Source organism: Sphingopyxis sp. CR5 (assembly GCF_059693785.1).
In genome coordinates this window covers 9,865-24,956 of the sequence record NZ_JCATIE010000017.1, presented here as the reverse complement: position 1 = coordinate 24,956, position 15,092 = coordinate 9,865, and the positions used below count along the sequence as shown (strand labels likewise).

General features: G+C 63.1%; 10 protein-coding genes and 1 tRNA gene. 2 read left to right on the top strand and 9 right to left on the bottom strand.

What is annotated here, in order from left to right:
- Positions 1 to 27 precede the first annotated feature (27 nt).
- Complete coding sequence (locus tag AC58D2_RS19610) at positions 28 to 2,340, bottom strand: ATP-dependent helicase (protein ID WP_497392723.1); 2,313 nt, start codon at positions 2,338 to 2,340, stop codon at positions 28 to 30.
- Positions 2,341 to 2,430: 90 nt separating this feature from the next.
- On the opposite strand from AC58D2_RS19610, the gene AC58D2_RS19605 reads away from it, so the two are divergent.
- Positions 2,431 to 2,997: a septal ring lytic transglycosylase RlpA family protein gene (locus tag AC58D2_RS19605; RefSeq protein ID WP_497392722.1), complete on the top strand. Its 567-nt coding sequence runs from the start codon at positions 2,431 to 2,433 to the stop codon at positions 2,995 to 2,997.
- Between the two features lie 63 nt (positions 2,998 to 3,060).
- Here the strand turns inward: AC58D2_RS19605 and AC58D2_RS19600 are convergent.
- Both AC58D2_RS19600 and cpdR read right to left on the bottom strand, forming a co-directional pair.
- Positions 3,061 to 3,135: transfer RNA gene (locus AC58D2_RS19600), tRNA-Val, on the bottom strand.
- Positions 3,136 to 3,208: 73 nt separating this feature from the next.
- A complete protein-coding gene (gene cpdR, locus AC58D2_RS19595; RefSeq protein ID WP_497392721.1) occupies positions 3,209 to 3,586 on the bottom strand; it encodes a cell cycle two-component system response regulator CpdR in 378 nt (125 codons plus the stop codon).
- Between the two features lie 138 nt (positions 3,587 to 3,724).
- On the opposite strand from cpdR, the gene AC58D2_RS19590 reads away from it, so the two are divergent.
- The gene (locus tag AC58D2_RS19590; protein ID WP_497392720.1) at positions 3,725 to 4,600 is read left to right on the top strand and encodes an N-formylglutamate amidohydrolase; all 876 of its coding nucleotides are present in this window, start codon (positions 3,725 to 3,727) and stop codon (positions 4,598 to 4,600) included.
- A 556-nt stretch (positions 4,601 to 5,156) separates the two neighbouring features.
- Here the strand turns inward: AC58D2_RS19590 and AC58D2_RS19585 are convergent.
- The 6 genes from AC58D2_RS19585 to AC58D2_RS19560 all read right to left on the bottom strand — a co-directional run bounded on the left by AC58D2_RS19585 (position 5,157) and on the right by AC58D2_RS19560 (position 15,075).
- Positions 5,157 to 5,687 (bottom strand): antitoxin Xre/MbcA/ParS toxin-binding domain-containing protein, encoded by a 531-nt coding sequence (locus AC58D2_RS19585; protein WP_497392719.1) that lies wholly within the window; start codon positions 5,685 to 5,687, stop codon positions 5,157 to 5,159.
- Between the two features lie 3 nt (positions 5,688 to 5,690).
- Complete coding sequence (locus AC58D2_RS19580; protein WP_497392718.1) at positions 5,691 to 5,996, bottom strand: hypothetical protein; 306 nt, start codon at positions 5,994 to 5,996, stop codon at positions 5,691 to 5,693.
- Between the two features lie 46 nt (positions 5,997 to 6,042).
- Positions 6,043 to 6,510 carry a hypothetical protein gene (locus AC58D2_RS19575; RefSeq protein WP_494227460.1) on the bottom strand — a complete coding sequence of 156 codons (468 nt, stop codon included), beginning with the start codon at positions 6,508 to 6,510 and terminating at the stop codon, positions 6,043 to 6,045.
- Between the two features lie 116 nt (positions 6,511 to 6,626).
- Positions 6,627 to 8,375: a RyR domain-containing protein gene (locus tag AC58D2_RS19570; protein WP_494227459.1), complete on the bottom strand. Its 1,749-nt coding sequence runs from the start codon at positions 8,373 to 8,375 to the stop codon at positions 6,627 to 6,629.
- Positions 8,366 to 9,118 carry a hypothetical protein gene (locus tag AC58D2_RS19565; protein ID WP_494227458.1) on the bottom strand — a complete coding sequence of 251 codons (753 nt, stop codon included), beginning with the start codon at positions 9,116 to 9,118 and terminating at the stop codon, positions 8,366 to 8,368. Before AC58D2_RS19565 ends, AC58D2_RS19570 begins: the two co-directional genes overlap by 10 nt.
- Positions 9,115 to 15,075 carry an NACHT domain-containing protein gene (locus AC58D2_RS19560; RefSeq protein ID WP_497392717.1) on the bottom strand — a complete coding sequence of 1,987 codons (5,961 nt, stop codon included), beginning with the start codon at positions 15,073 to 15,075 and terminating at the stop codon, positions 9,115 to 9,117. Before AC58D2_RS19560 ends, AC58D2_RS19565 begins: the two co-directional genes overlap by 4 nt.
- Positions 15,076 to 15,092 lie beyond the last annotated feature (17 nt).

Sequence of the window (15,092 nt, the reverse complement as noted above, 5' to 3'; positions counted from 1 at the left end):
CGGCAAAGCGTGCCGTATCAGCACGGATCAGGCCGCGCGGACAAATCCGTCCAGGACGCGCTTGCTTCCCGCCTGGTCGAACTCGACCTCCAGCTTGTTGCCATCGATATCCATGATCTCGCCATAGCCGAATTTTTCGTGGAAGACGCGCATGCCGATCGCCAGATCGGCGCGCGGTTTGGCGCCGACCGAGGCTGCGGGGCCTTTCTCCGACGGCGCGGGCGCGCGGGTGATCGTCGAGGATTGCGCGACGGCGCGCTGCCATGCGGGGCCGCGCGTCATCGTGCGCGCGGGCTGACGCTCGGCGACATGGGCAAAGGGATCGCCCTGCGCCGACCAGTTTGCGCGCCACAGGCTTTGCCCGCCGCCGAAACTGTTCTCGCTCGAAACATGCTCCGGCGGGATTTCCGCGATAAAACGGCTCGGGATGCTGCTCATCCACTGGCCATAGATGCGCCGGTTCGCCGCATGGTAGATGCTGGCGCGCTGCCGCGCCCGCGTGATCGCGACATAGGCGAGGCGGCGCTCTTCCTCCAGGCTCGCGGTGCCGCCCTCGTCCATCGCGCGCTGCGACGGAAAGACGCCGTCTTCCCAACCGGCCAGAAACACATGGTCGAATTCGAGTCCCTTGGCCGCGTGGATCGTCATGATGGTAACCGTCTCGCTCGAATCGTCGGTATCGCGGTCCATCACCAGGCTGACATGCTCCAAGAAAGCCTCGAGCGAGTCATACTCCTCCATTGCGCGGACGAGTTCGGACAGATTCTCCAGCCGCCCCGCCGCCTCGGCGCTCCGATCGGCCTGGAGCATCGCGGTATAGCCGGATTCGTCGAGGATCAGCTGGGTCAGTTCGGGGTGCGACAGGTCGTTGGCCTTTGCCTGCCAGCCGCGCATCATCGCCACGAAATTGGCGAGCTGGCGCCGCGCCTGCGGCGTCAGCTCGTCGGTCTCCGTGATCCGCGAGGCCGCGTTGAAGAGCGGAACGCGCTCGATCCGCGCGAACTGATGGATCCGCGCGAGCGCCTTGTCGCCGAGCCCACGTTTCGGGGTGTTGACGATCCGTTCGAAGGCGAGGTCGTCGGCGGGCGACTGAACGAGGCGCAGATAGGCGAGGGCATCCCGGATTTCCGCGCGCTCGTAGAAACGAAAGCCTCCGACGATCCGGTACGGCATGCCGATCGCGATGAAGCGATCCTCGAATTCGCGTGTTTGAAACTGGGCGCGCACCAGGATCGCGGCGCGGTCGAGCGAGACCTGCCGGCGCTGAAGATCCTCAAGCTCTTCGCCGACGCGCCGGGCCTCTTCCGGTCCGTCCCACACTCCGACGACGCGGACCTTGTCCCCCGCGTCGAGTTCGGTCCAAAGCGTCTTGCCGAGGCGGTCGCTATTCTGCGCGATCAGCGCCGATGCGGCGGCAAGTATCTGCGGCGTCGAACGGTAATTCTGTTCAAGCCGGATCACCGTTGCACCGGGGAAATCCTTTTCGAAACGCAGGATGTTCGCGACCTCCGCGCCGCGCCACGAATAGATCGACTGGTCGTCGTCGCCGACGCAGCAGATATTCTTGCGCGCCTGGGCGAGCAGGCGAAGCCAGAGGTACTGGCTGGCATTGGTATCCTGATATTCGTCGACGAGGATATATTTGAACCGCTGCTGATAATGTTCGAGCACGTCGCGATGGTTTTTCAGGATGACGAGCATGTGCAGCAAAAGGTCGCCGAAATCGCAGGCGTTCAGCGTCTTCAGCCGCGCCTGATAGAGCGCATAGAAATGCTGTCCCTTGCCGTCGGCATAGGCGTCGCGATCGGACGCATCGAGGTCGGGCGGGGTCAGTCCGCGGTTCTTCCATTTGTCGATGAGGCCCGCCAGTTGGCGCGCCGGCCAGCGCTTTTCGTCGAGCCCTTCGGCCTGGATCAGCTGTTTGAGGACGCGGAGCTGATCGTCGGTGTCGAGGATCGTGAAATTGCTCTGGAGGCCCACAAGCTCGGCATGGCGGCGCAGCATCCTGGCACAGATGCTGTGAAAGGTTCCGAGCCAGGGCATTCCTTCGACTGCATCGCCGATCATCCGTCCGATCCGCTCGCGCATTTCGCGCGCCGCCTTGTTGGTGAAAGTGACCGCGAGAATTTCCGAGGGCCACGCCCGCCGAGTCGCGATAATATGCGCGAGCCGCGCGGTCAGCGCCGCGGTCTTGCCCGTTCCGGCCCCCGCGAGCATCAGCACCGGCCCTTCGGTCGTCAACACCGCCTGTCGCTGCGGTCCGTTCAGCCCGTGCAGATAGGGAGGATCCGAGGCGTCGGGGAGCGGAAGGTCGGGCGGCGAGGCGGGGCGGTCGTTCACGCGCGAACGATTAGGGAACAGCGGCGGCGCTGTCCAGTGCACCGCGATTGCCGGCTTCCCTCTTGCGGCTGGTCGAATTAGGGTTGGGCCATGCGGGGATATTCTCTTGTTCGGTCGATCGGCGCGGTTGCCGCCACCATCGCTCTCTCGGCGTGTGCGGGGGGCAATTTCCGGCCCGTCAGCGATACGCCGGTGCGCATCGGAAAGCCGTATTCGGTCCGCGGGACGACCTATGTACCCGCTGCCGCCCCGACCTATGACCGGGTCGGATATGCGAGCTGGTACGGCGATGAATCGGGCAACCAGACCGCCAATGGAGAAAAATTTCGCGATGGCTGGATCACGGCCGCACACACGACGCTGCCGCTGCCGACCTATGTCGAGGTTACTGCGCTGGACACCGGGCGACGGATCATCGTCCGCGTGAACGACCGCGGCCCCTTTTCGGGGCGGGGCCGCATTATCGACCTGTCGAAAGGCGCTGCCGAAGCGCTCGGCATCCGCGCGCAGGGACATGCCGCTGTGCGCGTGCGGCGCGTCGAGCCTTCGGAAAAGGATCGCGAGCGACTCCGCAAGGGGAAAAGCGCCCGATCCCTGACCCCGGCATCGCAACGGGAGTTGCAGCAGTTACGGGCGCGCCTGGCCGCCGGGCGATAGCCCCTTGCGATGGATCGGGCCACGCGGCCGGGAGCCGATGTGACGACGGCGATGGAAGGGAAATGGTGGGCGTGGCAAGGATTGAACTTGCGACCCCTGCGATGTCAACACAGTGCTCTACCACTGAGCTACACGCCCACACGTTTTGGGGTGACGCGCCCCTTAAAGGCCTCTGCCCGGGCTGGCAAGCCCTGTGCGCGACGAAATGCGATTATTGTTGGTGCGACCGGTCGGCGCGACCGAAAAGAGCGTCGACTTCGCGAACCAGATCCTTGAGGTGGAACGGTTTGGAGAGCAGCTTGGCCTGCGGGACATTTTCTTCCGCACGCAGCGATACCGCCGCAAAGCCCGTGATGAACATCACCTGCGTCTGCGGTGCGGCCTTTGCCGTGTGCTGCGCAAGTTCGATGCCGTCCATTTCGGGCATCACGATATCGGACAGCAGCAGGTCGAACGTCCCCGAATCGATATAGGGCACCGCGGCGGTCCCGCGGTCGACGGCCGTGACGTGATACCCCGCGCTGGTCAGCGCCCGCGCGAGATATTCGCGCATCACGTCGTCGTCTTCGGCCAGCAAGATGCGAATCATATTCAAAAATGCCCCTGGTCCCTTGGCGCCGCAGCGATGCCCGGCCCGTTCCTGTTGCAGCCCGCCCTACCGGCAGAGATTTAACAAATTGGCGGCGGCGGGTGGATTCGCCGATCTTTTTTTGCCACTCTTCGGCCAATGGCGTTCCACACCATCCGATCCGCTGCCATCGCTGTCAACCGCGCCGCGACGGGCAGTCCCGTCATCGTGTCGATCCCGCACGCCGGTCGTCTTTATCCACCGGAGATACTGGCATCGGCAAGGGTGGCGCAATCGCAGCTGGAACGGCTGGAGGACCGATGGTGCGACGCGATCGCCGCGCTGGCGGGGGAAGCGGGGGCTACGGTCGTGGAGGCGCTGTGGGCGCGGGCCGTCGCCGATTGCAACCGCGGCGAAGGGCAGATGGCACCGACCGAAGTCGCGCCATCGATGCGCGCGCAATTTTCGGCTCCGGGTCGCAAGGAGCGGGCCGGGCTGGGGGTTGTGCCGACGCGGCTTTCCGACTGCGGGCCGCTGTGGCGACGTCCCGTCGACCGGGCCGACCTCGAATGGCGGCTCGACGCATTGCACAGACCATATCACGCGGCGTTGGCGGCGGAGCTCAAGGTTGCGCGGGAGGCGTTCGGCCAGGCCGTCCTGATCGATCTGCACAGCATGCCGCCGATTCCGCCGGGCCAGCCAGGCCACGGTGCCCGGATCATCGTGGGCGATCGCTTTGGATCGACGTCGGGCGAGGTGCTCGTCGATCTCGTGATCGACAAGGCGCGGTCGCTTGGCGAGCCGGTCGCGCGCAACCAGCCTTACGCCGGGGGACATATCGTGCGAACGCACGGCAATCCGGGACAGGGAATCCACGCGATCCAGATCGAAATCGATCGAAGCCTCTATCTGGACGCGACGTATCGCCCCGATGCGCAGCGGATCGGGCGCCTGGCGCGCTGGTTTGCCGATCTGGTGGCGGAAGCAGGCCAGCAACCCGGCGGCGAAGACGCGCTGCCGCTTGCCGCCGAATAAAAAACCACCTCGTACCGGAGTACGAGGTGGCCAGGGTCCAGGGAGGACGCACCCGCGTCATGCCGACGGGGCACTCGCCGCAATGGTAAGGGGGAAACCAGAGCGGCGTTTCAACAATCTAGGATGTTGTGGACCGCGATACAAGAAGCCACGGCACAAAAACTGCCACTATGGCAACATAAGAAGGAATTTGGTCGGGGAGAGAGGATTCCAGACCAGAATATCTCTCACCCAGAGCGACGGAATTCCGCAGTTTCTGCGGGATCGCTAGACGCTTGTGCAGCGGTTGTGTGCACCTGTCCAGTGTTCTCCCGCGATGGCGAAGAGTTTTCCGCTACAGACGCGTTTTGGGCCGTAGGTAACGCTGCTGATCCCGGAGTTACCGTCGGTCGGCGAACCACAAATGGAACGCCCAGCCTTTCGGCAATCCTACGTAGCGATTTGTACGCTGTCTTTCGACGTTTCGGCGGGATTTTTGTCATTACGGTCACCCTCTACTCGTCGAAATCGGGTTGCTCACCGCATAGCGGGCCGAGCGGCTTGCTGACGCAACTGCCTAATTTTCCGCGTCGATAAATTTGATTTCGCTATCGTCATAGGGCGGCCAATCGCGCTCGTCCGGGGACGGGGCCATATAGAGCCCGCCGCGAGCAGCATCGATGAAGCGGCGTACGGTCATCAGCATTTCTTGAGTTCCGCCGGTGATGAGATCGATCGGCGCTGCTCCTCCGAAAGCTCGAGCACCATGTGGCTGACGAAGCCAGACAACACCTTCTTGGTCCTCGTCGAAAAGCGTCCTCAAGCCTATATGTATCCCGAGGATCGCCGAAATCCGTGTCAAGACATCGACGCTCAGCGTGAAGTCCCGATGCTCGCGAGCTTTCTTGACCCAGCCCCGGTAGGTCGATCGAGCTGGATTGCCGAGGATCAGCCGGCACTGTTCCTCGGTCAGTCCCCAATGATTGGCGATCACAAGGAAGGTGCGCAGACTAGCCCCGCTCAGCCGTCGCCGGTTCGCTGGCGCGAACCGTGCGATAGCAGCCTTGGCGGCGGAGCTGGAGTTCGAGGAACCGGGGTGCTCGTCCATCTCTCACACGTCCGGCGAGGTCGACCCGGGTCCGGCATCGGACGCGCCATCGCCTTCTTCAGGCAACGGAACGGCAATCAATAGTGCGTCTCGAATGAGCGCCAGCGCACCAGCGCTGCGATCGTGATCGCGAAGCAGGAATTCTTCATCGATTGCGGGCACACCTTCCGGCTCGTAACCGTCTTGTTGAACGCGGACCTTGTAGGTGGAGATGCGGCCGCCTGCGATATTCCCGGCCGTGATCTCGCCGATCTTGTACTTCCGCTCCTCACGGCCCCAGGGCCAGACTTCGATATTCACGACCAGCATAGCTTCTTCCTTTTCATATTTTCGGTGCGACCCCACTCTTTGCGGGTCAGATCCCTTCAGGGTTCAGCGCGTCGAAATCGGCCGCCTGCTTCAGTCCGCGCTTGGTCAACTTGAATATCGGTTTGCTCGCATCCTGATCGGGTACGCAATGGAGCACGCCTTCGATCAGGCAGGGGCTATATTCGCGATGCCACACCGGCACGAGGCCGTGGATCCCAATGTCGACAACAACCCGGTTTTTGCCGGTCTCCGACCGCGCGACATAGACCATCAGCGCGTCGCAGCGTGACAGGCCCATGATATCCTCGACGGCATGATGATCGCCGGCGGTCGAGGGCTTGGCCGGAACGATCAGTAGATCGGCATCGGCCGCGATCAGATAGTGCGCGCATTTCGTCGGCAGGATCGGCGGCTTCTCGTCGAGTTCGATCCCGGCGGTCCGGACGATCGCGAGCGCCGCCCTCAGCGTTTCCATTTCTTCGGCTCGGTCGATCGAGTTGGGGTATTTTGACATATATGATGCTGTGTCCGATCGCATCCCGGCAGTCATCTCGATTAGCCATAAATGGATGAAATCGAGTCTCGCGTGCGCTTTCTAGCGCGCCCGCTTTTTCGAGCTCTGTGGATTGATCAAAACCCGTCGTCATTTGGTAGGACGCGATCGTCGCGCGCCGGAGTTGCCCACGCCGCCCTGACTTGGTCCGCGTCCTTGCGCTTGTCTTCGTCGTTCAGCTGAGACCAGGGCACCAGCTTGTCATGAAGCTGCCGGTCCCTGGTTTCCTCGGTCCTCGGACCCGGGCGCCAGCCATCGAGCAGTCGCTCCGCACACCAGCGTCGATGTTCCGACATCGCCGCCCGAAGGAGCGCATCTTCGTGTTGACTTCCCCTTGCAGCCAGTTCGGCAAGGTCGAATTGTTTCACGGCTTCGTGGTCGGCTGCGGCTCGATTGGCGTGAACGAATGTCTCGCTGATGTCGCGCCAGTCCTTGTTGGCGGGAAGTGGAGTGGCGTCGTCGCCGATGCTTTGCAGATAAACGAGGTGCTTGCGCGCGGCAGCCTCGTCCCGCTTCCTCGAAACGAGGTTCCACGCCTGGCTTTCGAGCGAGAGGATGATGGGCGCCGCGAAGGGCATTCGGCTCCTCTCGTACAAATTGCGGAGCGCGGGAATGGAGCGTACCACCGGCTGCACCAATGCCGGAGATTCCGCGAATTGCTGGATCTGGGTTGCCAGCCGAAAGCATGTTCGGACGGTCGCGTCGTCGTCGCCCATATCCACAATGAAGCGCGTAACGCTGCCGTCGGCCAGCAGGCTGCCGATGGGCGAGCCTGTCGCAACTGGGTCTATGTCAGCTTCGGTTGCCACACGAAAATGGCTGAAGGCCGTTCGATGCAGAGTGAGCCACTCCTGCCATGCCTCAAGGTCATCGGACGCGATAGACACTTTGGGTGTGGCGAGAAGAGCCGACCAGTTCTGCCGCAAGGCGAAGGAGCAAATATCTTCCAATAGAGAAGAATGACCCAATAGTGCGACATGTACGCGGTCCTGCCCATTTGCGAGCGCGGCTTCCACAAGGTCACTATTGGCGAAGGCCTCGCGGACCGCAGTTTGATTAAGGGAAATGGGTCGGATCCGCGAATCCTCCCTTTCGAGCAGGTCTGGTGCTTTTCGCAGAGCGCGTCGAAGCTCGGGACTTTCGACCCGGACGAGAAGGTCCTCGTGACGGGTATGCAACTGAGCGCCGATATCGAGAGCGGCGCCGAGGTTGTTGGCGTCGTCCGAACCCCAGGCGATCACGCGCGATGCGCGCTCGGCCCCGGTATGGCGCAGCGAACCGGGACGCAGGTCGTCGAGAAGAATCACGCCGGCGTCGATCAGAGCCTGCTGCCGTTCCGGCCGCGGCTCACTCTCCGCGAGCACGACAACTTCGCCCGTTCGCGCCAGGACGATTGCCATCGCATCGGCCGCCCCATCTTGCGAATAAATCACGACATGGCCAGTCGCGATCGAAAGCAGATTGTGCGCAATGCGCTGGCGTCCCCATGCGATTGCAGTCCAGATGATTGCATAGACGGGGATGGCGGCTCCGAAGAAGCGGCCGAGCCACAGGAAGGGATTATGCAGAAGGTCGGATTGCGCCCGATTGAAATAGCTGTCTTGCGGCGCAAGAAAAGTGAAGGGATCATAGAGCACGTCGGCGACGCGTGCCCCAAAGCCGGCCTCCGGACTTTCCTGCCAGGCGCCGATGCCCGTGAGAGCGAACCAGCACAGGATCAGGAAGGCGAAGATCGCGGGCCTGGCAATTGCACCGACCCGACTGCCGCGTCCGACCAGGACTGCCAGTCTTGCTGCGAGATTCGGGCCTTCGTCCTCTATGCGCATCGTACCCCCGCTTCTGATTGGCCGCACCGCGGACGTGTGCCGCTCAGGCGAGCGTGATAGGAAGATGTAATTCGGTGCGCAAACTGCGCTGCGAGGTTCTCGCTTTCAGCCTCGCCCCCCTCCGGCAAAAGCCGACATTGTCCCATTGGCTCGACTATGAGCGCCGGACAGGATGCTTCGCGTGCGAAAGCGACGACATCGCCCGCGCCGCCGGGGCCGGCGGAGGGCTGGCCATCCCACATTGCCAGCAGTCCATCAGCACGGCTAGCCAGTTGCCGGGCAAGCGCAAGATAAGACCGCGGTGGGTGAGCTTGCAGGGCCGTCTCGTCGGGTACGGAAGCGATGACCGTTCGATAGCATGCCGTCTCGGCGAGCAGGTCGTATCGACGAACCATGCGCTCTTCTTGAGCGTCCGTCAGATCCATCCCATCGGCAAGCCGCGCACGGAAGATTGCTTCGCCGTAAGGCAGACTATGCCACAGGTGCATTTCTGGAAAATAGGCGGCGATATCGGCGGCGATGATCAAATCGGCGCCCGCGGCGAGGCCATTTGCCGTCACGAGACGTACCTTCGATTGCGTAAGCGCCAGGATTTCCGAGCGCAGCGCGGTTATCAGGCCAGGCAGCAATTTGCCGAGCATGGTGCATGCCGAAGCGGACAGCCGCCGATGCCCGGTCACAGCGAGCACAAGAGCATCGCGAGGCGGGTAAGCCGCAGCCGCATCGACGGGCTTGCCGCTCATTGCTTCGGAAACAGCCTTGCGAGCAATTGAGCGGCATCCCGATTGCCCGCCTGCGCAAGTTGGTTCAATATCCCGACGGCTTCCATTTTGTCGTCGTCGGTGGCGCCGGAGTCCGTCAACAGCGCAATGGCATAATTGATCCCCGCAAGCTCGTCGCCGGCGGCGTGGCCGCGGCGGGCCCAAAGCTTCGCTTCGGCGAAATCTACGGGCCCGCCTTCGCCTTTTCGTACCATTACCGAATAATCATTGATGGCCTCGACCAGTCCGGCCTGGGCCGCCGTCCTCAAGAGGCTCCTGGCCGTCTTTGCGTCGGGTGTGCCGTCTATCCCCACCTGATGCATCTTCCCGAGAATATAGCTGGCGTGGGCATGACCTTCGCGTACAGCGCGTTCCAGATGTTCGCGCTCCTCGGCATGCGCGCCTGCCTTGTTGGCTTGCATGGCGCGCAGGAAGTGCTCGTCCCCTGCCGGGGTGGTGGCATCGGGCTCGCTGCGCACCGCTTCTGCGGGCTGCGACCCGGCGTTGGACATCAGCAGCAGGTCGCCCCAGCGGGGATCGGCCTCGCAATCGTAGCCCGCAGCCCGCAGATCGGCCGACAGCGTGGCGAGATAGGCGCCCAGGCCGGACAGGTCCAGGCGGCCGCAAAGGCCGTGGTAGATCAGCCCGTCGAGCCACGGGGGTGCGAGATTGGCGATGTTGGTCTCGCCAGTGCGAAGCTCAGCATGGGACAGATAGTCCGCGAGCGAGAGCTGGCCACGCGCTTGCCGAACCGTGGCAGCCAGGCGGTGTGCAGCGCGGCGAGCAGACTCATGATCCGCATCGTCGGGTGCGGACGGATCGAAGGCCGCGCCCTCGAGCAGAAACAGCTGGGCTTCGGCCTCGTCGAGATCGTCCTGCCAGACAAGAATCTCGATCTCGGCCGGTCCCTCACGAACGAGGTGGGCCCGAAAGACATCTTTCGTCTTCAGTGCTGCTCGTTGCGAAGCTTTCGGCATTTGGTTTGCAACGTCGGACAAGCCCATGCGGCAGACAAACCTTCGCTGGGCGGCAGTATAGCTCGTTCCCGCAGTTACTCCGCCGTCACTGCGCGGGGGCGCCGAACCGAAGCGCACGACTTGCAGCACACCTTCGGCGCGGATGAGAAGCGACGCGCCATCGTCGTGACCAACCGCGTCGATCACCTCATAGCCACTGGGGAAGAGGAATTCTTCGGCCGGTTCGTCCGATTTCCCTGAGTGAAGAGTGATACGGTCGTGTTGCAAGGTGGCGAAACCGGCACCGAACGCGAGCCGGTAGGCGACGCCCGGCAGCGAAGCGAGCGTCCAGTTTTTTCCACCATCGCTCGGCCCGTGGATATTTTCCAGGCTTTCGCGCAGCGGCACCCACAGGTCGAGCGGTTCCGCGGGAGCTTCGAAGCGGATCGCCATGTCCTGCGCATCGAAGGTCACCATCATAGGGTCCGCGCCTCCGGACAGAATAAAGCCCTGCGGAACCGGGATCGCCTTGCCTTGGGGGCCAGCCATCGCTTGTGCGAGGATGCCGCGGTCCGGGCAGCATGCGACGACCATCCATTCGCGTCGGTTGCTGCCCTTTCGCCCCAGCGAAACCAGAATGAGACCCACGCGGGCATCAGCGAGCCAGGCCGACATGCGGATTGTCCCCGTGCGATCGCTTGGGAGGATCGACGACAGCTCGAACAGAGGAGCACTGTCCATTCTTGCCAGGAGCGAGCTGGCGGGAACGACACGCTCGATCCCGTCGGCATGCTGCAAAAGCAAGGCCCCTTCAAAGGCGATGAGCCGGTCCACCTCGCCCTTCAGCGCCAGTTGCCCTGCCGGATAATTGCCATTGCCCAAGGTCGCTGCGATAAGGTGTTTCCCGTCGCTAGCGATGAAGGCCAGGTTGGGAAAATGGTCGGCCAGGCCCGGGTCGGCAGCCGTGACCATCTGCGTTAACGGGGCGCCGAACGGAAGCTGCCAGCGGCCCTGCTCGCCCTGCGCGTCAGTCATCGCGACGCAGGCGGGTACCCCGCTATAGCTGATCAGCATATCGCCCATCGTTTGCCAATGGCTGTAGGGACGGTCGACAAAGGGCAGCATCGCTTCGATCGAGCCGGGCTTCGGGCGTGGTTTCGGGTGCCATGCACCCTTGCTGCGGCTCGCAAGGTGCAAGGCATCATCGGTTTCGACATAGCGCGCAAATTCGATCGCCGGATCGGCCTCGTCGGATCCTTGCACGATTAGGTCGCCGTTCGAAAGGAGTGCTGCGTGACCGCGCTGGAGCAACGCGCCAGCGGCCGTTGCGTCCTGGCTTTCGGATATCCAGTCGACCGTTTCGCGCGCATTCCAGAAAGCGGTGCGATCGTCGGGGAGGGTGATGAGCGCGCGACCTTCTCCAAGATCGACCGACGCCACGACGCGCGGCAACAGATGGTCGAGCGAAACGACCCCGGCTTGCGCGGCCGTATGCAATTCAGGGCGCTCGTTGTTGATCAGGATCACGGCGTCAGGGCCGAGGCTGACTCCTGCTTGAAGCGACAGCGCCAGCCCGCTTCCGGAATCGCGATGCTCGACCTGCCCGGTCGCGGGATCGAGAAGGGCGAGTCCGTCCGCGCACCACGCAAGAATCCGGTCGCCGAGAGTTGCCACCCCCCGAGCCATGCTGGATTCCGCACTTCGGAAATAACCGCGTCCGGCAAGGCCTTGCCACCGCAAGGGGGCTCCCTGTTCCAGCGTCCGGGTGTCAAAGGTGATGGTCTCGATCGCGTCGTTCTCGACGGCGCGGCTGGTCAGTATCAGGGTCTCGTCAAGCCTGTCGGCACCGCCGATGCGGTTCGCATGGGCCAGAATTTGAGGCGCTGTTTGATCGCTATGCAGACGCGCAATTCCTCCGCCTTGGCTTATCAGGATGAAATTGTCGCCGTCGGGCACGATAAACCGGGGAAGCCATTCCTGCGAATGCAACTGGTTCAGGCAGAACACGGCCCGGCTTTGGCTAAGCGACCATAGTACGAGGGTGGCGAGGCCATGGAAAACAACCAGGTCGCTTTCCAGTTCGAGTATGTCGCTTCTGAGCTGGAACGAATTGATCTGGCCTTGATCGAACAGGGCGCTGGCAAACTTTGCCGCCGGCAGCGGGTCAGCGGTGCGCCAGCCTTCGTTATCCAGCATGAAGGTCGGCGCGTTTTCGCTATTTAGACGCGCACGGCTTTGCTCGTTCCCCCTTGCGTCCCAGGTGGCGATTTCCAGTTCATCGCCGCCCACCGCCAGCACGCCGCCGGATGCCAGCGGCACGACCAGCCGCACCGGCCCCTTTCCAAAGGAAAAGCGCGTGAGTTCGCGTGCAGCTGGCGCCGAGACGAGCGAGATGTGGTCGTCCTCACCCCATGCGATAGCGCGGCCGCTGCCGGGAACGGGGACCAGACCTGTAATTCGGCCGTGCCCAGGCAGGCGCGCCCGAAGGCGACCGTCCCGGGCGTCGGCGATGGCCAATGTACCTTGTTCTTCCCCCATCAGCACGTCACCGCCGATTGTCGCGACGTGGCTTTTCAGTTTCGATGGGACCGGGTCGGCGATCGCCAATCCGGGCACGCGGGGCGTGCGGAGCAGGAGGCGGCCGCCGAACCGCGAGGAATCGCGCTGCGACCCGCCTCCTCGCAGCGGGTTGCTGTCGAACTCGCGATCGATTCTTTGTCTCAGATAATAGTCCCGATCTTCGCGATCGGGCAGTCGCGACAGATTGTGACGCTCCTGCCTGACAAGGCGGCCGAAAGCCTTCAGTTGCGGCGAGCCCAGCCAATCTTGCCGGCTCAGCATGTTGAGCTCTTCGAGTGTGTCACCGAGCGTTTCGGGGCCAGTCTTGAGCGCGATGAAGCCGGTATTCCGCACTGCATCATCCAGCCCGGATCGTCCTTCCCGTCCTAACAGGATGGCTTGAAAGGCGAGTTCGGACAAAAGATGAGGCCCGACCGCCGCCGCAGCGCCTGCCATGGCATAATCGCCGCGATAAAGCGCCAGCAAGCGCTTGCGAGCCCATTCGAGCCGCGTCGCACCAGGAACGGAGGCGGCCGCCTCTTTCAGCGCGGAATGGACAAAAGCGACGTGCAATTCTCCATCCACTTCGCGCGTTTCCAGGAGGTCGTCGATCGATCCCATGAGACGGCTGAAGGCCGTACGCGGCAACTCCGCTATTTCGAGCGCATCGGGAAAAGCAGCTTCGACCCACCCGACAACCCCGGGATCCTTCTTGATCGCGTCGTAGAGAATCCGTTCGGGCACGCTGCGCCGTGCGCAGCCGAGGATGGCGAACGCCGCGTCGATTAGCGTGCGCCCGTGGCCCTCGCGCCTTTCCAGATGCTCGGCCCACTGCGCCACCCAGGCCGACAAATGCGCTTCGCAAGTGGGCAGCGCGACGCCAGCGGCGGTCGACTTTCCGATCGTGCCGGCCAGGCGCGCCGCTACCGCCTTGGCTGGCATATCGGCCAGTCCGGACAAGAGGGTTTGCAGCTGGTCGTCCTGCAGGCGGCGTCCTGCGGCCTGCAGCGACAGATCGATTGCGGCGTGGGTTTCTTCTGCTGTCAGTTCGGGAAGGTCCAGCAAGACCGCGGGGCCGAAGGCATCCTCGAAGGCAGACCGGATAGCCGTCGAGCAGGTGGTCACGGCTATGGTCAGGCCGTGGCCGGGTCGATCGGGCAACCACGCGACGGCCTCGCCCGCATCGCGCCAGTCGCACTCATCGATGCCGTCGAACAGCAGAAGGTGGCGACCCTCCAGATCCTGAGTCAGCCGTTCGCGAAGTGCGGCTGTACCACGTCCCTCTGCAGGCGGCGCAGAGGCTCGATCCTCGAGTGTACGCAGCGTGAGGGTCGCAAAGCCCTCCGCGTCGAGCCTCTGTCTTTCGCGTCCCGGCCGGATGATGGTGGTGGCCCAGCCGTCCTTTTGCAGCCCATCAGCCAGTTGCTGCGAGAGTATGCTTTTGCCGCAGCCGCTCGACCCGTAGAGCAGGGTCGGGCGGCCTGGGTTGCTGGAGAGGAGAGCGCGAACGGCGCCCAGGCAGCTCCGTTCAACCAGGGGCGGCGAAACCGCTTCGAGTATCGATCGTTCCTCGCTGACCGGCATCGGTGCGTCCGATACGACGCGTAGCAGGGCTTCCCTAGCCCAATCCGCAAATTCCGACCTATAGCGTTCATCCGCTGATCCTTTGCGGGTCAGGGATTGAATTTGTGCTCCGGACTGGCGAAACATGTCGGCGACGCGGCCGCTCCACTGCGAGTCATCCCGCTCCATCGCGGCATCGCCACGCTTCGCAAGGCGGTGCAGGAGGGACGCGGAACTTTTCTCCTCTCGCCAGAGAGCGGCGATGCGGCTCGCATCGCCATCGACCAGCTGCAATCCCAGCTCGACCTCCTGGATCGTGACCGGAGTGCTGAAGCTATCGGCGATCGTGCTGGGTACGGCATTTGCAGGATCTGCAACGAGATCGCGCAGGCTGCATTCGGCGGCATCCCAGCTCAACCCGGTGTCCCGCTCGAAATCCTGGCGATTCCTCAGCACGTAGGCTGGATCGAGAAAGTTGTCGTCGCGTTCGTAAAGGCTTTCAAGGAGCTTCAGCACGTCCTCCGACCGCTCGTAGAGCCCGCTTGAAAGCAGGTCGAACCGATCAGCAGACAGGATGCGAGGGACGGGTGTCCACCCCGGTCGCTTGCTGCCTAGGTACAGGAAGAATGGTTTGGCTCCCGAAACGAAGCTGCGCCGAATCTCGGCCATGCAAATGTCGACCGCAAAATTGTCGAGGCCTGCATCGCGCGAGACGCCCCACCGCAGGTCGAGCAGGTCGATCCGGTGGCCCGATGCAGCAAGACCGGTGTTGAGTTCAGGCACCAGCTGCTCGTTCAAAAATTCCCGTTCCCAAGCAAAATCCAGAAACGTCGAGCTCAGAAAAATCCTGTGAACCCTCATTCGAATATTTCTACGCG